The 22,873-nt window shown below is 40.1% G+C and carries 6 protein-coding genes; 1 reads left to right on the forward strand and 5 read right to left on the reverse strand.

The window, feature by feature from the left end; translation table 11 throughout:
* Nucleotides 1–82: 82 nt before the first annotated feature.
* Together FC33_RS02775 and FC33_RS02780 are read right to left on the reverse strand one after the other, a co-directional pair.
* Complete coding sequence (locus tag FC33_RS02775; RefSeq protein WP_057827101.1) at nucleotides 83–2,770, reverse strand: YfhO family protein; 2,688 nt, start codon at nucleotides 2,768–2,770, stop codon at nucleotides 83–85.
* 85 nt (nucleotides 2,771–2,855) lie between these two features.
* The gene (locus tag FC33_RS02780) at nucleotides 2,856–4,496 is read right to left on the reverse strand and encodes a hypothetical protein (RefSeq protein ID WP_057827102.1); all 1,641 of its coding nucleotides are present in this window, start codon (nucleotides 4,494–4,496) and stop codon (nucleotides 2,856–2,858) included.
* 182 nt (nucleotides 4,497–4,678) lie between these two features.
* On the opposite strand from FC33_RS02780, the gene FC33_RS02785 reads away from it, so the two are divergent.
* Nucleotides 4,679–9,565 carry a glycosyl hydrolase 53 family protein gene (locus FC33_RS02785; RefSeq protein WP_057827103.1) on the forward strand — a complete coding sequence of 1,629 codons (4,887 nt, stop codon included), beginning with the start codon at nucleotides 4,679–4,681 and terminating at the stop codon, nucleotides 9,563–9,565.
* Between the two features lie 107 nt (nucleotides 9,566–9,672).
* Here FC33_RS02785 and FC33_RS02790 read toward each other — a convergent pair whose 3' ends face one another.
* From FC33_RS02790 to FC33_RS02800, 3 genes are all read right to left on the reverse strand, one after another.
* Nucleotides 9,673–14,778 carry a glycoside hydrolase family 70 protein gene (locus FC33_RS02790; protein WP_057827104.1) on the reverse strand — a complete coding sequence of 1,702 codons (5,106 nt, stop codon included), beginning with the start codon at nucleotides 14,776–14,778 and terminating at the stop codon, nucleotides 9,673–9,675.
* A gap of 225 nt (nucleotides 14,779–15,003) precedes the next feature.
* Nucleotides 15,004–19,707, reverse strand: coding sequence for a glycoside hydrolase family 70 protein (locus tag FC33_RS08170; protein WP_235803880.1), 4,704 nt, complete (start codon nucleotides 19,705–19,707; stop codon nucleotides 15,004–15,006).
* A gap of 200 nt (nucleotides 19,708–19,907) precedes the next feature.
* Nucleotides 19,908–22,715 carry a peptidoglycan amidohydrolase family protein gene (locus FC33_RS02800; protein ID WP_057827105.1) on the reverse strand — a complete coding sequence of 936 codons (2,808 nt, stop codon included), beginning with the start codon at nucleotides 22,713–22,715 and terminating at the stop codon, nucleotides 19,908–19,910.
* Nucleotides 22,716–22,873: the final 158 nt, after the last annotated feature.

Below are 22,873 nucleotides of genomic sequence, written 5' to 3' on the forward strand. Positions count from 1 at the left end.
GGTCTCCTCTCACTCGTTTTTTTACATATCAACACTTATTGTAACAAAAAAAAGCCGATTCCTAAATCGGCTTTTTTAATCTTTAATGTTTTTTATGGCTGGGCATTTGATGAAACTTCTTTAAACCGTAAAATTTAAAAAGTTCAAGAATAATCATTGCCAAAATTGTAATTAAGCTTACAATCGTTCCAATTTTCAGTCCTGGAACAACATAATTAAATTGAATGTTATGTTTTCCCGGAGTTACTTTAATTGCAACTAATCCATCCAATGCTTTTCTTACCTTGATTGGATGGCCATCAACCGTTGCTTGCCAAGCCTTATCATACGGAACTGAAGCAATCAAAATATGCCGTTTAAATGCTGCCGTCGTATTCATCTTGATTTGCGGACCATTAACGTTGATTTTCCCAATTCCGGTTACTGCATCTTTTCGAATTTGATGCAGCATTGGCTGATTTTCAACTGCAACGTAGATCTTATCTTTAGGTAATGTCGGGTCTTTTTCAGCATTTTTAATTTGAATGTTTAAATGATCGCCCTTCTTGAAATGGCCAAGGTAAATAACGCCATTTTCGCCATAAACATTACGGTTACTGTAACGGGCAACTTCCCGTCCATTAACTTCAATTGGAAGATATTGCTGATTTCCCGGAATCACATTTTGCGGCTTTGTAATGTAGCAGTAAACGTCCCCACTACTATTTAAATATCCTTGAGCAGAAGCCGTTTTAGCATGTTTTCGCGCAATCAGCTTAAATCCTGGTTGGGTTCCATACAGCCATTGCTTCCCGCTTAACCGTTTAAACATCCATCCATATGCAATAAATGGATTGCTTTCCGGAACATATGCATACTTGCCATTAAATACAGAATCGTGACCATGCCCATCATAGGCACCAAAAACTAGCGGAAAGGCATTGGAGTTTTGATAAACCACCGTATGTTTATTTTCCAAGACCGGTTTCAAAGCCGGAACGTTCGCCTGGTTATTGTACGTCGGCATGGACTTGATTTGCTCAGTGGCCTTCAAAATCGAATTATCCGACTTAACGATATATTTGATTCCCAACATATCATTGATCATCCCGGTCGAACCATTATTAAAAGCACTCCAGCGAATCCATCCTTGTTTTTGATAAAAACCTAACGCCGATAAATAATCCGTTTCAGAAGTTGGTTGTTGCGACAAATAAGTTTGAACACCATTATACCCATATAACAGCGGATCGCACTCGTTGATCTGCGCAGTCGTTCCTACCCGGTAAAACGAACGGTCGTACTGTTTCAACGCATTAAAAACTGTTTGGTTTTCACTAACAACTTTTGAATAAGCACTATTTGGGACCACATTAAAATCCTGGGTTTGAATCTGGGAGTTATAGGCCAGAACATTTACCAAACTAACGCCCATCACAAGCCACATTCCGGCCGAAATTTGGTTCATCATCAAGCTGAATCCAATTCCAAAAATCACAAGGATCAAAATAATTTGAAGTGCCTGATCGTGTTTAAATAATCCAGGTTCCATTCCCTGCAAGCTAAGAGTTAGCACTGCCATTGCAGCAATAATTGGTAACAATACCTTTAGTGGCGAATGATTTTCAAAAACCAGCAATCCGCGGTATGCAACACAAATCATAAAGAACGTCAGCACAAATGATTCCCGTTGCGCATAGCCGTTTGGCATCGATAGTGAATGCCAGATCATATAAAAGTACAGGAAGTAACTTGAGGCAATCAGTGCCGCCGTTAAAATCCCGGTCAACACTTTCTCGCGAAGTGAAACTTTTCGAGCAAAAAAGAAGCTGAAAAACAGGATAACCACCAGTAACCCCACAAAAATTAATGGGGCTAACTTTCCATCCGGCGCAAGATTTCCGGCTAATAGCGAGCTCCAAAACGATTGAAATTGATAAACCGGCTTAAATAAATTCTCAGTCGGCATTTGGGCCTGCGTAACATTTTGCTGAGCCAGGAAACTCGGCCACATGACAACTCCTGCTCCTAAAATCGAGCCGACCGTCAATCCCAAAACCGTAAGTCCCTTTTTTAAAATTTTCATCCAATTCAACTGGCAAAGCTGATCGATCACCCAAAATAGGGTCAGCAAAAACAAAAAGATCAGAACAATTACTCCGATATAGTAATTAGAAATTAGGAGGTAAGTTAATCCTCCCCAATAAAGCCAAGTTGAGTTCCGATTGCCGTATAAAATTCGATCCAAGCCTAAAACAACCAGCGGCATCAGCACAATTGCATCCGACCACATGACACAGTGCATATAATTCGCAAAAAATGCCGAAAATGGAAAAAGCGTTGCCAAGAAAAGGCGCCATTTTTCTACCGTTCCCGTTTGCGGCAATTTTTGATTAAGAAAAACGGATTTCTTTAAATACGTGTACGTTATGAGTCCAATCAAGCCAACGTTCACAATCGTATTGATTGCATAAAACAATGGAATATATTTCTCGGGAAATAAAAGTGTAAGGAAATTAAACGGGCACATTAAATAATATGCCAGAACCGAGAAAAAATTGCCTCCAATTGAAACTTGATACGAATATAAAAAGTTTTGCGGATGCAAAATATTATGTTTAAAGTATGTCATAATCGCGAGATACTGATTGGCCATATCTCCCGTTGCAATCGTATGGTTTCCAAATGGAAATACTTGATGAAAAATGTAGAGTCCAAGAAGGAGCACACTTGGAAAAATAAAACTTAACAGGTATCCGGATTGTCTTCTTTCCTGTTTTCGATGCATCATAACTCGCCCTTTACTGATTATTAATATTAGTTATTATAACCTAATCTAAAAAAAGATTGTGACCAATGTCACAATCTCATAGCATTTATTTTTCTTTTTGCGTAGCCTTCCGTGATTCAACACTATCAAACTCACCTAACAGCATTGCCGCCACTGGAATCAAGCAGACGATATACTGAAAGACGTACTGACTCTTGGTTTCCCACATTAAATGGAAAGCCATTCCTCCCATTAAGTAGAGGATCGCAAAGGTAGCATATGGATTTAACTTTGTCTTTTTATATAAAACAAATCCTGCTGCCAATACCAAAATTGTAACAACCACAATATTGCACCATGCTGAAATTGGTTTCATGGATTTTTGATACCACTTAACAATTTTGGGATGTTTTATTGAATAACGATTACCGTAATAAATGTTATTCAAAATCGCCGTTCGCGGTCTTGCAAAGTATGGTGCGATCCACACCGATTCAAAGGTTGGATCAGACCATGTTGAGACAAACTTATCTTTAAAGAATTGACCTGCTTCATGCGGATTATTTGAATAATATTTCAGTTCATCCTTAATTTTGGCCTTCGCTGCCTGAGACGTTTTCTTGGAATCAAAGTGGTTTGCCAGATACACATTAAGCGTATAGCCATCGTACCATCCTGCTCCGCGTCCCCGATCATTTTGCGGTTCTAATCCCATTGCTACATACGTGATCATTGGAAGCCCCTTCGAAAGATGAAGTCCTGATTCAGCCTCGTAAGCTGCCGTTACAAGCTTATTTGATCCCAACATCAAAGCAAACGTGATCAACGGCATTGCAATCAACTTATAACGCCGATGCTTAATAGCATGCAAAACAAATACAATTCCTAAGGCAAGCACTGCAATTTGGTAATTGCTCTTTAATTGATATGCAAGCATAAATAACAGGACACACCATAGCCATGTAAAGCGTCCGTGCGAATCGTCCATGATCAGCTTTAATCCAAAATAGACGGCTGCCAAACATGCGCATAAACCAGGAATATTACCATAAATAAACAGGACAAAAAATAATTCTGGTAAAAACGCAAAACTTAAAAGCAGTGTCCAATTCATAACAAGCCCATTATTTTGAGTAACAAGTTTTACGATCCGGTATAGAAGATAATTAATAAGAAGAAAAATTAAAACATTTAACAAGTAAAAGAAACGGATATTCGTAGTAAAACATTCTAATAATCGTAAATAAGTCACGTATCCCAACTGAAATGGATAAATTGCCAAATATCCGCCAAGATTTTTTTCAAATGGTAACACCGAGGGATGAAACTTATCCAATTGCAGTGAAATAAAGTTTCCGTGATTCATCTGATTAGCAGCTTTTAATGTAAATAACTGGTCTGCTTCATTTAATTTTGTCGGCATATTGATAACTAAAAAAAGCCCCGCAATCAAGAAGGCACCCGCAAAAACTAAAAATGCACGGCGCGGATCAACTTTTTTTAACACCTTGCGTCCCATCACGATGATCACGATTGTAACGAGGGCGCAAAGAATGAACCTGAAACTATTTTTGTGAACATACGGCCATTCCGAATAGGCTGCAATAAATTCTCGGCGTAACAACGTTGTCAAAACTAACAACATTAAGACCGCAAAGCCTAATGTTACGATTGCTCCTTTTAGAATTAAGTAAAGACGATCAGCTTTACTCCTTTTCTCCACTTTTGATTGTAATTTATTTTCCATAATAGTTATTCACCTAATTTTTAAGACTCAAGTGCTATGTTAGTTTACAACTAAATCTTAGTCAAATCTGATAAATATCCTAACATTCTATTAATTAAATCTAATTTTTATTCAAAAAAACCATTAGCTTAATAATTTCATGCTAAAATGGAAGCCGTACTAATTTACATAGGGGTAAAATTATGGAAGAGAAAAAACGTTTTAAGATGTATAAATCCGGTAAAAACTGGGTTATTGCACCAATCGTTTTCTTAGGATTAACTGCCGGACTTGGTCATCAAGCCAACGTCAAGGCTGACAACGTTTCATCAACCGCAAAGGCTGATAATGAAACTACCCAAAAGGCAACCAGCACTTCGCTGAATGACCAAAAAGCAGTTGCATTAAAGAGCAGTGCTTCAACAAAGGCAACTACTCAAGCAACTGAAGAAACGATTAACTTTGCTGTTCAACCAGCTGCAAAAGCTGCAGCAAGTTCGTCAAAGAACGATCAAAATACAGCAAATAAGTCGGAAAAAACGGCTGTAACAGCAAATGACCAACAACAAACTAATGGTCAAACTGCCGCTAAAGAAACAAACCAAACCACGGCTGCTACTCAAGCTGATCAAAAGCAACCTGCAGCAACTCAAACTGCAGGTCAAAATGGTCAAGCTCAAACACAGCCTGATAAGACATCAAGTTCAGTCTCATCATCTTCAAGCAGCGTCTCACAAAAAGTTGAACAAGCGCAAGAACATGATGATGCTGTTCAAGTTAACCAAAATGGTCAATGGTTCTTACAAAACAAGGAAACCCACCAAAACTATACAGGTTTCCAATACATTAAGGACCAAAACAAGACTGTTTACTATAATCCAATGGATGGCGCCATGGTTTACGGTCAACAAAAGATCAACAATCAATGGTATTATTTCGACAAGATCACAGGTGCCATGAAACTTGGTTACTACTGGATCGCCGAACAACAAAAAGAAGTTTACTATGATCCAAATAAAGGCAACATGGTTTATGGTCAACAAAAGATCAACGGCCACTGGCAATACTTTGATGATGTCACGGGTGCTCAAGCCAAGAGTAAATATGTTTGGATCGGCAACCAAAACAAGGAAGTCTACTATGACGGCCTCGGCAACATGGTTTACGGTCAACAAAACATCAATGGTAAATGGCAATGGTTTGATACCGTTACTGGTGCTCAAGCTAAGAACCAATATATCTGGATCAAGAATCAAGATAAAGAAGTTTACTATGATGGCCTTGGCAACATGGTTTACGGTCAACAAAACATCAATGGCAAATGGCAATGGTTTGATACCGTTACTGGTGCCCAAGCTAAGAACCAATATGTTTGGATCGGTAACCAAAATAAAGAAGTCTACTATGATGGTTTAGGCAACATGGTCTACGGTCAACAAAACATCAACGGCAAGTGGCAATGGTTCGATCCGGTCACAGGTGCCCAAGCCAAGAACAAGTTCGTTTACATTAAGGATCAAAACAAGACCGTTTACTATGACGGCTTAGGCAACATGGTCTATGGTCAACAAAACATTAACGGCCACTGGTACTTATTTGATAAGGTTACTGGTGCAATGCAAACCGGTTTCCAATATATTCCAGAACAAAACAAACTTGTTTACTATAACAATGACGGTCAAATGTTATACGGCCGACAAACCATTAACGGAAGAACATACACATTGAACAATGTTACCGGCGCAGTTGAAGCTCGCGGTCAACAAAATATTGGCGGCCACTGGTACTACTTCGACAATAACGGTAACCCGGTTACAGGCTACTACTGGATCGGTAATCAAAATAAAGAAGTTTACTATGATCCTCAAACTGCCCAAATGGTTTACGGTCAACAATACATCAATGGCAAATGGCAATGGTTTGATCCGGTCACAGGTGCTCAAGCTAAAAACAAGTACATTTGGATCGATAACCAAAAGAAGGAAGTTTACTATGACGGCTTAGGCAACATGGTTTACGGCCAACAGTACATCAATGGTCATTGGCAATACTTTGACACGGTTACTGGTGCCCAAGTAAAGAGCAATTTCCAATGGATCACTGACCAACAAAAGCTTTGCTACTATGATGGTTTAGGTAACATGGTTTACGGTCAACAAACGATCAATGGTCAACAAGACTACTTCAACACCGTTACTGGCGCTTACGAAATTCCAACTTCAGAACTTGCAAGCTATCGGGATGACGTTGCAAGCCAAATCAACGCAATCCTTAAAAATGAAGGCAAGGACCAAATGGATGCCAACTGGACAGGCGATCAAAACAACTTCGAAGCCTTTGGATTGCATGATACAGCTCAATTAGTTGCTCAAGGACAATTAAATAATGATGAACAATCAATTGAAATCAACTTGCAAAATAACCAGTTAATGAACGGCACAGCCAAGGCCTACCAAGTAACCGTTACTGCTCCAACAAAGGAACAGGCTGCTCAAGAAGCTGCTCAAAAGATCGTTTCAATGCTTGGCAACAACACCTCAAATTGGAAAGCTTTGGGTGTCGGCGCAACGATCCAAGACAGTAATAACAATAAGAACTGGAATACAACGGTAATCTTCTACAACCCAAGTCAAGAAAGCCAATTTGTAAAGAAGACTTCAAACGTTCAATACAAGATCACAAACGTATACAACAATGCCGGCGATGTTCAAAACGCCCTCCAAAACGGTGCAATGAACCCAGCTGACCTTGTGAACGCTGGCCTTTCAGATACTGCTAAGACATTATTGACAGGTATCCAAGGCGACACGATCTCAAGTGAAAATCTTGAAGCCCTCGCAAACGCTGTTGGCGGAATGACAAAGGCATTTGTCGGAACAACAACTTACTACGACAAGAACGGCAATCCTTACCACTATGAATACTGGTTGGATGGTAACCAAGAAGCCGGTAAGCAACAAGAAGTTGCAAATGACAACAAGAACGTCAAGTTTGGCGATACCGTAACGCTTGATTACAATGCAACCTTGGTATACGGCAAGGCTGAAGATACAACCACAACTGAATCAACCAAGCCATCAACAGAAATGACTGCTGATGAAATCACCAATGCATTCAAGAACGGAACCGAAACTGGTTTACGTTATGACAAAGTCGTTGTTACCCCAATCAAAGGAATGACAAACGACATGATTCGCGGGGTTGATATTTCAAGTTACAAGTCACTTGAAAATGCCGGCGTAACGTTCTACGACTTCAACGGTAACCCAGCAAGCCTTGTTAAAATCCTCCATGATGCAGGTATTAACTATCTTCGTCTTCGTCTCTGGAACGATCCATACAATGCTTCAAACCAAAACTACGGTGGCGGTGTCTGTGACGAAGCAAGCGAAATGGCAATTGCCAAAGAAGCTGCTAAGTATGGCATGAAAGTAATGCTTGACTTGCAATACTCAGACTTCTGGGCAGATCCAGGCAAGCAAATCGTTCCAAAGGCATGGCAAAACTTAAATCCGACAGACATTCAAACTGAAGTCTTCCAATACACCCGGAAGATCATGAATGACTTCAAGAATGCCGGCATTGACGTTGGAATGGTTCAAACCGGGAACGAAATTACAAACGGAATGCTCGGTCAGTCAACTGACCGTGATCATGGTGGTTCATACCAAGGTGCATGGGATGATCCAGTTAAGGCATTTAACATTTGCAATTACTTGAATGCCGGCGCAAAGGCTATCCGCCAAGAATTGCCATCAACTAAGATCACGATCCAGTTGGAAACACCAAACATCGATAAGTACACAAACATCATGACCGTTCTTCAACAACATGACGTTGACTACGATGTTTTAGGTTCTTCATACTACCCATTCTGGTCATGTGCAGATAATAACGGTCACGGCTTAGGAACAGGCGCTAATACGCCAAATAACTTATTGGCCGTTGAAAAGATGGTTGCCGAGAAGTTCAACAAACAATTCGTTGTTCTTGAAACAAGCTGGGCAAGCACAACGCAAGATGCTGATGGTACCGGAAACTCAATTGGAGATAACAATTCTCCATGGCAAAACACAAACATGTATCCTGTAGGTCCTCAAGGTCAAGTTGACGAAATCGAAGCCCTCTACAAAGCACTTGTCGCTGGCAACGGTTTAGGTGCCTTCTACTGGGAACCAGCATGGATTCCTGACAAAGCTGGTTGGGTCAACTGGCAATACAACGATGCCATGTCAGAAGTCTTTGGTACCGGTTGGGCAAACAGCCACTCAGTTGGTTACTCACCAGACAGTGTAATGTACTACAACGGCAAGCCTGCATGGGGTGGTACAACGTGGGATAACATGGCAATGTTTGATGATCACGGTTATGCATTACAATCACTGAATGTCTTCAAGGGCATGCTTGATGGTTATACATCACCAGATACGATCAACTACGCTCCGTTGAAACAACAAACAACAACTGTTACAACGCCGCCATTTAATTCAGGCAACAGCTCATCAAACAGCTCAAGCTCGAACTCAAATAGCAGCAGTAACAGTAGTTCAAGTTCTTCAACAACAAATAATAGCAAACCGGCAACGGATAACAGTTCTTCAACAACGAACAACAATCAAAAACCGGCAACAGACAATAACACAAATAACAGTAAGCCAACAACAGATAGTAATTCAAACACCAACAACAACCAAAAACCAGCAACGCAAACAGCAACCTCAAACATTCAATACAAGGTAACGGCTGTTTACGATGCTCCAGGAGTTAAGAACGTTACTGTTCCAGATGCTCTCAAAGTTGGTAACATTGTTAAAGACATGCCAAGCTCAGTTCCAACATCAGTTTCTGGAACCAAGGGCGACAAGCTTTCGGCAAGCGACTTGAACAAGGTTGCCAGTGCAATTGGAAGCAACGGCGTTGATGGAACTCAATCACAAAAATCCGTTCAATATCCAAACGGTAAGGGCCACTACTTCTACAAGTACTACGTCCAACAAGGATTTGATGCAACCAAGGCTAACGAAAATGTAACATACGGTTCACCAATTACCGTCAACGTTACTGCAACGTTAACATGGACGGCTGATTAGAATTCGAAAATAGATAAGAAAAGCAGAGATTCGTTTGAATCCCTGCTTTTGTTTACTCAAAAGAATCGGGCTTCACGAATGAAGTCCGATTTTAATTATTTTATTTTTTAATCAACAAGGTCGCCAATGCCATCGAATGTATATTGCTTGCCATCAATCGTAATGGTTGCACTCTTGACTTGGGCACCGGTTGTTGGGTCAAAGTATTGTTTATGACCATCAATCGTTTGCCAGCCGCGAACCATGTTACCATCAGCGTCATAGTAAACTTCTTTGTTTTCCCTGTTTACCCAGACGTATTGATTGCGAACAAGGTTACCATACATATCGAATGAGTGTGGTTGGCCATCGATCGTAAGGGTTACATTCTTAGCTTGGGCACCGGTTGTTGGATCAAAGTATTGCTTTTGACCGTTAATTGTTTGCCAACCGTAAACCATGTTGCCTAAACCGTTATAGTAAACTTCCTTGTGTTCATTATCGATCCAAACATAATTGCTCTTGATCTGGTTTCCAAATGTTGGATCAAAGTATTGCCAGTGACCGTTGATCATTTGTTGGCCGTAAACCATGTTGCCCATCTTATCGAAGTAGAATTCACCATTCCGGTCTGCTAACCAAACGTATTGGTTGCGAGCTTGAGCTCCAGTTACTGGGTCAAAGTATTGCAGCTTACCGTCAACTTGTTGCAATCCATAAACCATGTCGCCAAGGCCATCATAGTAAACCCACTTGTTTTGGTTTCCAATCCAGACATATTGGCTCTTAGCTTGAGCTCCAGTTACTGGATCGAAGTATTGCCAGTGACCGTTGATCATTTGTTGACCATAAACCATGTTACCAAGGCCGTCGTAGTAGACCCACTTGTTTTGATTTGGAATCCATTGGTATTGACTCTTAACTTGAGCTCCGGTTACCGGATCAAAGTATTGCCAGTGACCGTTGATCATTTGTTGGCCATAGACCATATTGCCGTTGCCATCGTAGTAGACTTCCTTAGCAAGATCGCCAAGCCATACATATTGATTCTTAGCTTGCTTGCCAGTTGCAGGGTCAAAGTATTGCCAGTGACCGTCAACAAGCCGTTCACCGTCTGTTGGGGCGCCATTGATTGAAATCAACTTACCTGAATTTGAATCAAAGGTGTAACTCTTACCGTCAATCGTTTGAGTCCCAACAGCCATTGTCCCGTTTGCGTAAATGTAGTACCGGCCATTGCCGTAAGTGTGCCAACCTGGTTGGGCAGAGTTCTTGATCCAGTAATCACTGTCTGTGAATTGAGCCGGCAACGTTGTCTTAAACTTCGTGTTTCCATCGCTGTTCAAGTAGTCATAGTCGCCGTTCGCATTCTTCATGATCAATCCTGGTCCAAGATCTTGAATCGTTGCCCCGTTTTCGTACTTAGCTGACCATTGTTTGATCTTCACGTTTGGATCAGGAGCAACCCCTGTAGAAACAGCCTTCGTTGTGAACAAGTCTGGGTAAGTTTCCTTCAAGTAGTCTAAGAAGGCACCACCGTATTGTTCCTGACCCTTTCCACCGCCTTTCGTGTACATCGGAATCAATTCATCGCTAAAGGTCTTACCATTGATCATTGTTGGATAACCATTGTCATCAACCCGCGTAGCTGAAACGATTTCTTTTCCAGAAAGACCTACCATTTGGTTTGGTACCAAGTCAACATCACACCGGATACCAAGCTTATGCAATGCTGCAACTGCTTCAACTAATTGGTCACCTGAACCATATTTCGTTGGATCACTTGCTGACCCTAAGTCATAACGGTCAGTCAATGAGTATCCTTCGTTGTACCAACTCATTGTGAAGTTCCGGTATGGCGGTGCAAACCAGAAGTTTGTAATTCCAAGATCTTTGAATAATGAAGCATTCTTAGCAATTTGAGCATACGTATCAGTACTCAAAGTATCCTTCGTTGTGTTTGGAATGTACAAACTAAAGTCTTGGTAAATGACGTGTGAATCAAGCGCTGCATTTGATTGGTATGTATCGCCTGAAGTATTCTTGGCAGTCGATGGCGCAGTCGTTGCGTCTTGATCTGCTGCAGCCCCTTCTGGAACCCAGACGCCAAGGTAGCCACTTACATATGGGTTTGAATAACCCTTAAGCGTAACTGTCAAATTACCATTTGCATCAGTTGTAAGCACATCGCCAGAATTGTAACTCAAGCCTGAATCAGTTGTGTTCATGACATTGATGTACTTTTGGTTAGCGTGTTCTTTCCCCATTGAGAACGTAATCGTTTGTTGTCCTAATGAAGGATTATTGCTAATTACAACTGCAATTCCTGAAGTCCGTGCGATTGGATCTGATGAAGTATCATTGGCAGACATTACACCCTTACCAAACCGAACACTTGATAACACTGAACCGTTATCATATGTCTTCATTTGTTGGCCACCACTGACATACATCTTCCGCAACTTAAGCAAGGTTGTAATTGCATCATAGTACATTCCCTTAACTTGCATGTATGGTGCATCTTCCTTGTAAAGATCACCATAGTATACAGTTGGAATCGTGTCCTTATCTGTTAAGAGGATCGCATATTGCAATGGCATGTTGTAGTGGGCATATTGCTTGTTCGTTGATGCTTGATCCTTGAAGAACGCATCCAATGCTTGTTGAGCATATGCAGCCTTATAACCATTTCCCATTACTGATGGATCATCTGGATGTTCGTCCATGATCATTTGCTTAATGATATCAGCCCGTTGATCGTGGTTCATAACAAATGACCAGTTTGGAACTGCCTGATCTTCAGTTGTGTCATTTGCCCGGTTTACGACTGGATTATTGATCAATTCATCCAGACTGCCCCGTTGACCTGGCTTGTTTCCTAATGCATTTACATTTGAATAATACATTTGGGTGTCATAATAAAGGTTTTCATAACCTTTTGACTTCAACCACTTTGCGTAGGTTGGATCCCAAACTTCATCGTAGATCAAGTGGGCATCGGCATTCGCATCACTTTCTTTAGTGTGATACATGTCATTGAATAACTGTGCCATTTGATCAAGAACATCGTTATCCATGTTACTTGCCGAGTCGACCCGGAAGCCATCAAAGTTGCCGTCTGCATTGTTGCTGTGAATTGAACCATAGTGTGTAAGGAAGTATTCCCAGTTAAGGTTTTCAGCTTGAACGATTGGATTTGAATTATCAATATCGTTTCCAACGTACATTTCCATGTTATCTGGGTGATTTCCTTGACTGCCGTTTTGGTTGAACACATTCCGGCACATTAACCGCCATAAACTATCAGCGTATGATGTATTACCAACTGTTTGGTTATTCGAATCGTTATTTACAAACTTAACTTGGTTTTGCTTATCTGGTCCAAAGATTCCTGGCTTGTATCCTGGAAGAAGATCTACTGGATCCAAGTCAGCCCGAGTAAAGTCTGGAACCGTTACAATAAAGCCTTTCATTGTATCGGCTAATTGCTTGGTTGAGTAGTTATCCTTGTAAATTTGCTTTTCAATTGAATCCCGCATATTACGAGCATAATTGTTCAAAATATCAACTGGCGTGTTTCCAGACAATGCCTTCACGTTATCAGCTGTTAATCCTAATGATTCATCTGAGTAACCGTGATTTACAAAGTATTGAATGTATTGGGCTTCAACTGCGGCTGATGGCCAAGCGTACATCAAAATTGGCCGCCAATCAGTAACGCCTGACTTGACCCACATCTTACCATCTTGGTGGTATTGGGTTGGGCGGAACCAGCCGTCATATGTTAAGTAACCGTCAATTTCATTGATTGAACTTGAATCTAATGTAGCTGGAAGTTCATCCCCAGAATAAGTTTCTAAGGCGCCAGTTACGGTGTTGAAGTAGTAGTTTCCACCATTGATCTTTTGCCAACCGTAAACCATGTTACCAACACCGTCATAGTAAACAACTTTGTTTTGATCTTTAATCGTTACAAATTGATTCTTAGCTTGGGCACCAGTAACTTGGTCAAACCATTGCCAGTGACCGTTGATCTTTTGTTGGCCATAAACCATGTTGCCAAGACCGTCGTAGTAGACTTCCTTATTTTGGTTAGCAATCCAGACATATTGGTTTTTAGCTTGGGCACCAGTCACATCGTCAAAGTATTGCCAGTGGCCATTGATGTTTTGTTGACCGTAAGCCATGTTACCAAGGCCATCATAGTAAACTTCCTTGTTTTGGTTGCCGATCCAAACATACTTGCTCTTAGCTTGGGCACCAGTTACATCATCAAAGTATTGCCAGTGGCCGTTGATCTTTTGTTGACCATAAACCATGTTGCCTTTATTTGGATCATAGTAAACTTCTTTTTGTTGTTCTGCAATCCAGTAGTAGCCAAGCTTCATGGCACCCGTAATCTTGTCGAAGTAGTACCATTGGTTGTTGATTTTTTGTTGGCCATAAACCATGGCACCGTCTGTCGGATTGTAGTAAACCGTCTTATTTTGGTCCTTAATGTATTGGAAACCGGTATAGTTTTGGTGAGTTTCCTTGTTTTGTAAGAACCATTGACCATTTTGACTAATTTGAACAGCATCATCATGTTCTTGCGCTTGTTCAACTTTTTGTGAAACGCTGCTTGAAGATGATGAAACTGAGCTTGATGATGAAGTTGAAGCATCAGCCTTTACAGAATTGTCTTTCTTGGCAGTGTTATCTGGCGTATTTTGACCATTTTGTTGACCAGTATTTGGTTGTGCCTGATCTTGAGCAGGTTGATTATTGGTTTGATCATTCGCCTGCTTCATTTGATCTTGAGCATTTTGTTTTCCAGATTCTGGTGTCTGATTATCTGTCTTATTGGTTGCTGGTGCGTCATTTGCGGTTGCGTTTGATTGATTTTCTGTTTGATTTGCTTTGTTATTAGTTACATTTGTTTTTGATGAACTTGTTGCTGCTTTAGCAGTTGGTTGTTGAACGGCAAAGTTCACCATTCCTTCTTTTGAAGCAGTTTGAGCTTGAACAGCAGAACGACTGCTCTTCAATGCAACTGAACTTTGGCTGCTTAATGAATTTGCTTTTGATTGTTGAGTATTCTCACTATTACTGCTTGTTGATGATGAGACATTATCAGCTTTAACGTTTGCTTGATAGCCTAATCCAGCAGTTAATCCTAAAAAGACAATTGGTGCAACGACCCAGTTTTTACCGGCCTTGTACATCTTATATCTTTTTTTGACTTCTCGGTTCATAGTTTCACTCCTTAAAAAAATTTCCGCAATCGTTTGCACAATATCATTATACCGCAATTACTTTTTAGATAAAAATTACATTGTTAAATAATTGTAATATTCGTTTTATTTTTTCAATAAAATCAACCATTTTAAGCCGTTTTAAGGTCCAATGTTCTGTTTTAAATTTTAATAAAAAATTAAAAAAAGAGATTGGATCAAATCCAATCTCTTCTTCATTAAAAACTATTCAACAATATTGCCTAAGCCATCAAATGTGTATTTCTTGCCGTCAATTACAAGCGTTACATTTTTGGCTTGTGCACCGGTTACCGGGTCAAAGTAATGCTTGTACCCGTTGATCGTTTGCCAACCGTATACCATATTGCCTGAATTATCGTAGTAAACTTCTTTATTTTGATCAGCAATCCAAACGTATTGATTCTTCGCTTGGATACCGGTTGTCGGGTCAAAGTATTGCCAGTGACCGTTAAGGTGTTGTTGACCGTAAACCATGTTACCTAAGCCATCATAGTAAACCCATTTGTTTTGGCCAAGGCAAACATATTTATTCTTAACTTGTGCACCAGTTACTGGATCAAAGTATTGTGATTTACCATTAATTTTTTGTTGGCCATAGACCATGTTGCCTAAACCATCGTAGTAAACTTCCTTGTTTTGATCAGCAATCCAGACGTATTGGTTCTTCGCTTGCGCACCGGTTACCGGGTTAAAGTATTGCCAGTGACCATTGATGTTTTGTTGGCCGTAAACCATGTTGCCATTAGCATCGTAGTAAACTTCTTTATTTTGGTCAGCTAACCAAACGTATTGGTTCTTCGCTTGAACACCTGTTACCGGATCAAAGTATTGCCAATGACCGTTAACAAGCTTTTGTCCATCAGCTGGTTGACCATTAACTGAAACTAACTGTCCTCCTTGAGGGTTAAAGTAGTAATCTTTTCCATCAATCGTTTGATGACCAAGCGCCATCGAACCATTTGAGTTGATGTAGTACTTCGAAGTTCCATACATGTGCCAACCTGGTTGAGCAGAATTTTGAACCCAGTAATTACTTTGGGTAAATTGGGTCGGAACAGTTGTTGGGAAGCTCTTATCATTCTTACCGTTATTCAAGTAATAGTAATCGCCATTTGGTGCTTGAGCAACTAAGCCCATTCCGGTTCCTTGCAATGACGTTCCGTTTTCATACTTAGCTGACCATTGCTTGATTTGGACATTTGGATCAGGCGCAACGCCAGTTGAAATTGCCTTGGTTGTAAACAAATCTGGATAGTTTTGTTTCAAGTAATCAAGGTAAGCTCCACCGTATTGTTGCTGACCTTTTCCGCCACCATCTACATACGCAACATATAACTTATTAGCAAATGTCTTGCCGCCAACGGTTAATTGTTGTCCGTGATTATCTGTCCGCGTTGCAGTAACGACTTCCTTCCCTGACAATCCAAGCAATTGGTTCATAACCAAGTCAACTTGAGCACTGATTCCAACCTTATGCAATGCCTTAACTGCATTGATCATTTCAATGTTCGTTCCGTATTTGGTTGGAGAACTTTGGCCTAAATCGTAACGATCAGTAATTGCATACCCTTCATCATACCGGCTCATGCTGAATGATTGGTATGGAGGAGCAAACCAGAAATCAGTAATTCCTAAGTTTGCAAATTGTTGAGCGTTCTTTGCAATCGTTGTGTAAGTATCATCACCAACTGATTGATGTGGTTGGAATAAACTAAAGTCTTCAAAAATAACGTGTGAATCCAATGCCGCATTTGATTGATATGTCTTGCCGCTTGTATTTTGAGCAGTTGATGCTTCCGTGGTTACATTTTGGTCAGCTGCTGCCCCATCTGGAACCCACACACTGAGATAACCACTTACATATGGGTTGGCGTAACCTTTAACCGTAATGTGAAGATCACCATTTGCGTCAGTTGTTAATGTTTCACCGTTATTATATGAAAGTCCTGAAGCTGTTGTTCCAATTAAGTTGACATACTTTTGGTTAGCATGTTCTTTCCCCATTGAAACGGTAATCGTCTGTTGATCCATTGATGGATTATTACCAACAATTACGGCAATTCCGGATATCCGGCTAATTGAATCATTATTGGTTTGATCAGCGTTCATGATGTTCTTCCCATAACGAACACTTGCCATCAAATTGTCGTTGTACTTTGTCATTGATTGACCGCCGCTTACGTACTTCTTACGTGCTTGCAACATTGTCGTAATGGCATTGTAGTACATTCCCTTTGATTGCATATATGGATCAGTTTCATTATAAAGATCTCCATAATATACTTCAGGAACGGTGTCTTTATTCGTTAATAAGATCGCATATTTTGCAGGAACATTATACTGAGTATACTTCTTTACGGTTTGAGCTTCGTCTTCATAAAATTGTTTCCAAGCTTCATCAGCATATTCAGCCTTATATCCTGCGGCCATGATATCCGTTACACCTGGGTGATCATCAATAATAATTTGGTTAATGATGTTCTTTTGTTGGTCATGGTTATTTACAAATGACCAGTTTGGTGTTGCTTGATTTTCAGTAGTGTCGTTCGTCCGGTTAACCACACTGTTACTTGCAATATTCATGATATTGTTCCGCGATCCCGGTTGAGCGCCAAGAACATTATTCAATGTCCAGTACAATCCTGAATCCATATACAATTGCGGGTTACCGTGTTCATTTAAAAGTTGCGCTGAATTTGAATGGTAACTTTCATCATATACAAGGTGGGAATCAGCATTGGCGTTACTGTCCTTTGTATGATACATATCATTCATCAATTGGCCTAATTGCAACAATACATCTGCATCAATGTTGTCAGCAGCATCGACCCGGAAGCCATCAAAGTTTCCGTCGTCACCTTGACCCATGATCGTGCTGTAGTGCAACAAGAAGTATTCCCAGTTAAGGTTTTCAGCTTGAACAACCGGATTTGAGTTATCGATATCGATCCCTAAAAGAAGTTCTGGTGATGTATCGTTAACGTTGGTATAGCCGCCTTCATTTGTAATTGTGTGGTTCATTAACCGGTAATTACTATCAGCATATGATGTGTTCCCGACTTTTTGATTATTCGAATCATTATTTACAAAGATAATTTGGTCATTATCAATTGAACCGCTATTGTCTGGATGATATCCTGGTTGATCTTCAACTGGCAATTCTGAAGCTAATGAAAAATCAGGAATCGTTGCCATGAAATCTTTCATCGTATTTGCAAGTTGCGTTGTTGAATAATTATCCTTGTAAATTTGTTTTTCAATTGAATCACGCATATTTTCAGCGTAGTTATTTACAATTTGGTCCGGAGTTGAATCAGATAAACTCTTAACTGCATCTGAAGTCAATCCAAGGGAGCTATCACTGTATCCATGGTTTGTAAAATATTGGATGTATTGAATTTCAATGTTCTTTGATGGCCAAGCATACATTAAAATTGGCCGCCAGTCGGTAACACCTGAGTTTACCCAAGTTTTACCATCTTGGTGATATTGAGTTGGCCGGAACCAGCCGTCCCATGTTAAATAGCCGTCAACCTCATTGATTGAGCTTGAATCTAATGAAGCTGGAAGTTCATTTCCACGGTACATTTCAAGCGCGCCGGTTACCGTGTTGAAATAATAATTGCCGTTATTGATCGATTGCCAACCATAGACCATATTACCAAGGCCGTCGTAGTAAACCGTCTTATTTTGGTCTTTAATATCGACAAACTGATTCTTGGCTTGGGCACCCGTTACCGTATCAAACCATTGCCAATGGCCATTAATATACTGTTGACCGTAAACCATGTTACCAAGGCCGTCATAGTAGACTTCCTTGTTTTGGTTACCAATCCCAACGTATTGGTTCTTGGCTTGGGCACCCGTTACCGTGTCAAACCATTGCCACTTGCCCTTGATGTTTTGTTGGCCGTAAACCATGTTACCAAGGCCGTCATAGTAAACTTCCTTGTTTTGGTTAGCGATCCAAACATATTGGTTCTTAGCTTGTGCACCGGTAACCCCGTCAAAGTATTGCCATTTACCATCGATCTTTTGTTGACCATAAACCATGTTACCCTTATTTGGATCATAGTAGACTTCTTTTTGTTGCTCTGCAATCCAGTAGTAACCAAGTTTCATGGCACCCGTGATCTTATCGAAGTAATACCATTGGTTGTTGATCTTTTGTTGGCCGTAAACCATTGCACCGTCTGTTGGATTATAGTAAACGGTCTTATTTTGATCCTTAATGTATTGGAAACCAGTGTAATTTTGATGGGTTTCCTTGTTTTGTAAGAACCATTGACCATTTTGGTTAATTTGAACGGCATCGTCATGCTCTTGCGCCTGTTCAACCTTTTGTGATTGAACGCTGCTTGAAGATGATGAAGCCGAATTTGACGATGAAGTCGTTGTATCTGCCTTTACAGCATCATCCTTCTTTGAAGAACTCGTTGCATTTTGATTCTTTTGCTGATCAGGATTTGATTGGGTTTGATCCTGTGCAGTTTGATTATTTTGTTGATCAGTAACTGCAAGGTTGTCCTTTTCATTTGCAGTTGCAGCATTGGCTGCTACTTGACTGCTTGAACTTGCAGAAGAACTTGCTTTTGATGAACTCGTTGCCGTCTTTGTCGTTGATTGCGGCTGAACAGCAAAGTTGACAGTTTCTTCCTTTGAGACTGATTGTGCTTGCGTTGATGCACTACTGCTCTTCAATGAAACTGAATTTTGGCTGCTTAACGAGCTTGCTTTTGATTGTTGAGTATTTTCACTATTACTACCCGCTGATGATGAAACATTATCAGCTTTAACATTTGCCTGATAACCTAACCCAGCAGTTAATCCTAAAAAGACAATTGGTGCAACAACCCAGTTTTTACCAGATTTATACATCTTATATCTTTTTTTAATTTCCTTATTCAAAATTTCACCTTCTAAAACCTATTTATACTTTCATGGTAGCAAAATGGGCTTTAGATATAAATTGATAGCAATAACTCTTTACTTATTCTTATAAATGAATTTTATTATTTATATTATTCGTAAAATTTCAATAAAGGCCCACTAAATAAAATTTAGTGAGCCTTTATCTTATTTATATTTAATTAGAACATTGAAAAATTCTAGTTTCGGTGTTGGTCACCTTGACGATATACATAGTAGTATGGGCAACCGTCTAAATGCCAGTACCAGTTATATGGTAATTCTTGAACTGCTGTTCCTGGTTGACCGTTTGTGTAGTAGCAAGTTGAGATACATTGAGCATCGTTCCCACCTTGTGAAATTACAAGGGTGTGCCCTGCTGCACCGCCACTTTCGCCTTGACGACCCCAGATAATAACATCCCCACGTTCAGGAATGAAGTTGCCATTCGCCGTTACAAGGTAGTAGCCGTTAGCCCGTAAGTACCCATGGAGTGAATCTGTATTATAAAGGTATGAGTATGAACCTGCACCAGCATCCCGGATTGCTTGGGTCATTGAGCCTGAGCAATCAGCTGTTCCATCTGAACCATTCCGTGAACCGTACATTGAGTATGTTAAGTGGCCTTTCCGGCTTTCAAACCAGTTGATTACCCGTTGATTAAAGTCAAGGCAGTGACCTTGATTATCAAAGTTATACCAACGGCCATCAATATTGTGGCTTCCGCCAATGTATTCTGCCCCGGTTACATTGTCAAAGTAGTAGTCATACCGGTCAGTATTTAACCAGCCGTAATGCATCGTTCCGTCTTGGTTGTAGAAGCATTCCTTGTTTTGACCGTATGGAGCCAAACTCTGCCAACCAGTTAAACGTGCACCCGTTACCTTGTCGAATAAGTACCAGTGACCGTTAATATTTTGTTGGCCGTATTCCATTTGACCATTTGCTGGGTTGTAGTAGCAAATCTTATTTTGACCATATGGATCCAAGTTTTGGAAGCCAGTTTGCATGGCACCTGAATTCTTATCAAATAAGTACCAGTTGTTATCGATCTTTTGTTGACCAGTTTGAACTTGATTATCGATCATGTCATATGTATTACCTTGGAACTTAATCATTCCGTTAGCAATTAATTGACCAACAACAAGTTTGCCGTTTGAACTTGCAGCTTCTTGTTCCGTCGCAAAGTGGTATGTTTGACCATTGTTATTGTAAGATCCGGTTACTAATTGACCGCCATTGTTATAAAATTCAAGGGCACGTCCGTGATTATAGTCAACGTATGTTCCACGATACATTGCTCCCGTTACATTATCAAACAGGTAATAATTACCATTAATCTTTTGTTGACCGTATTCCATTTGGCCATTTGCTGGATTGTAGTAACAAGTCTTATTTTGACCGTAATTTCCAAGCCATTGGAAACCAGTTTGCATAGCCCCGGTTACCTCATCGAATAAGTACCAGTGGCCATTGATTCTTTGTTGACCGTAAACCATGTTACCCAAGCCATCATAGTAAACCGTCTTATTTTGATCTTTGATATTTACAAATTGGCTCTTTGCTTGTTTACCAGTTTGTAAATCAAACCATTGCCAGTGACCATTGATCTTCTGTTGGCCGTAAACCGCATTGCCTAAGCCATCAAAGTAATATTCACCATTTGTATTTTTATCCCAAATGTAACTGTTCTTTGCTTGGGCACCGGTTACGGGATCAAAGTATTGTTTCTTACCTTGAACAGTTTGAAGGCCGTAAACCATATTCCCGTTTTGGTCGTAGTAAACTTCTTTATTTTGATTACCGATCCAAACATAACTGCTCTTTGCTTGCGCACCAGTAATTGGATCAAAGTATTGCCAGTGACCGTTCAACTTTTGTTGACCATAAACCATGTTACCAACGCCGTCATAGTAAACCCACTTGTTTTGGTTACCGATCCAAACATAACTATTCTTTGCTTGTTTCCCAGTTTTTGTATCAAAGTATTGCCACTTGCCATTGATATTTTGTTGGCCATAAACCATATTGCCCAAGCCATCATAGTAATATTCTGCATTGGCATCCTTATCCCATACATAACTGTTTTTAACTTGCGCACCCGTTACCGGGTCAAAGTATTGTTCTTTACCGTTGATCTTCTGGTGACCGTAGACCATATTACCTTTATTTGGATCATAGTAAACTTCCTTGTTTTGATCACCGATCCATTGATAACCGAATTGTAAAGCACCAGTTACCTTGTCAAAAAGATACCACTTGTTATCAATTCTTTGTTGACCATAAACCATCGCACCGTTTGATGGATTATAATAACAAATCTTATTTTGGTCAGCAATCTTTTGGAAACCGGTTAAATTCTTACCGTTTTCTTGTAAATACCAGTTATTGTTTTGTCTGACTTGCTTTGCTTCTGGATGACTTTCAGCAAAAGGATGTTTATCAAGTGAGCTCGATTGTTGGGCTTGTGAACTTGATTGTGCTTGAACTGGTTGTTGGTTTTTGATTTCTTGTTGATTGTTTGTTTTTGATGAAGAAACCGAATTGCTCTTCGGTGCCGTTTGTGTTTGGTTGGTTACCTTAGTTGGTTGAGCTGCGAAGTTGGTTACTTCCGGTTGATTCTTTTGAACTGTAACTTCAGCTGGCTTATTCGTTTGAACACTTGATTGTTTTTGAACTGAGCTAGCTTGTGAACTACGTGAAGGAACAGCTGCAAAGTTCATTCCTTGAGGTTGTCCCTGGACTGGCGTCTTAGCTGCAACTGAAGATGTTTGTGATTGCAAGCTTTGACTGCTCTTTAATACTACCCGTTGTGATGATTGTGATTGTTTTGATTGAACGCTTGATTCATTCTTTGGTTGTGTATTTTGAGAACTTGACTGAACATTATCGGCATGTGTTACTGCTCCCATGTTTAATCCCAGTAAACAGGTTGCCGTTGTAATTGCGCCAAATACCCAATTTTTACCACTCTTATACATCTTATAGTGTGTTTTTTCGTCAAACATGTAAAAATATCCCTTTCCTTTTTTTACTAACGGTTAAAAGTATAACATACAGGTAAAAAATTTAATATTATTTTTTTATAAAAAAATACCAAGGATAAATCGAATTATCCTTGGTATCAAGCACTTTAATGCCAGCGTTATTTGTTAATCGGCTAAAT

The sequence above is a fragment of the Ligilactobacillus aviarius subsp. aviarius DSM 20655 genome (assembly GCF_001436315.1).
In the GTDB taxonomy this organism is placed as follows: Bacteria; Bacillota; Bacilli; order Lactobacillales; family Lactobacillaceae; genus Ligilactobacillus; species Ligilactobacillus aviarius.

Bases quoted from the DNA above. Each gene is read 5' to 3' on its own strand.
- FC33_RS02790 (WP_057827104.1), bottom strand. From the start codon at position 14,778: ATGAACCGAGAAGTCAAAAAAAGATATAAGATGTACAAGGCCGGTAAA.
- FC33_RS02775 (WP_057827101.1), bottom strand. From the start codon at position 2,770: ATGATGCATCGAAAACAGGAAAGAAGACAATCCGGATACCTGTTAAGT.
- FC33_RS02780 (WP_057827102.1), bottom strand. From the start codon at position 4,496: ATGGAAAATAAATTACAATCAAAAGTGGAGAAAAGGAGTAAAGCTGAT.
- FC33_RS02800 (WP_057827105.1), bottom strand. From the start codon at position 22,715: ATGTTTGACGAAAAAACACACTATAAGATGTATAAGAGTGGTAAAAAT.
- FC33_RS02785 (WP_057827103.1), top strand. From the start codon at position 4,679: ATGGAAGAGAAAAAACGTTTTAAGATGTATAAATCCGGTAAAAACTGG.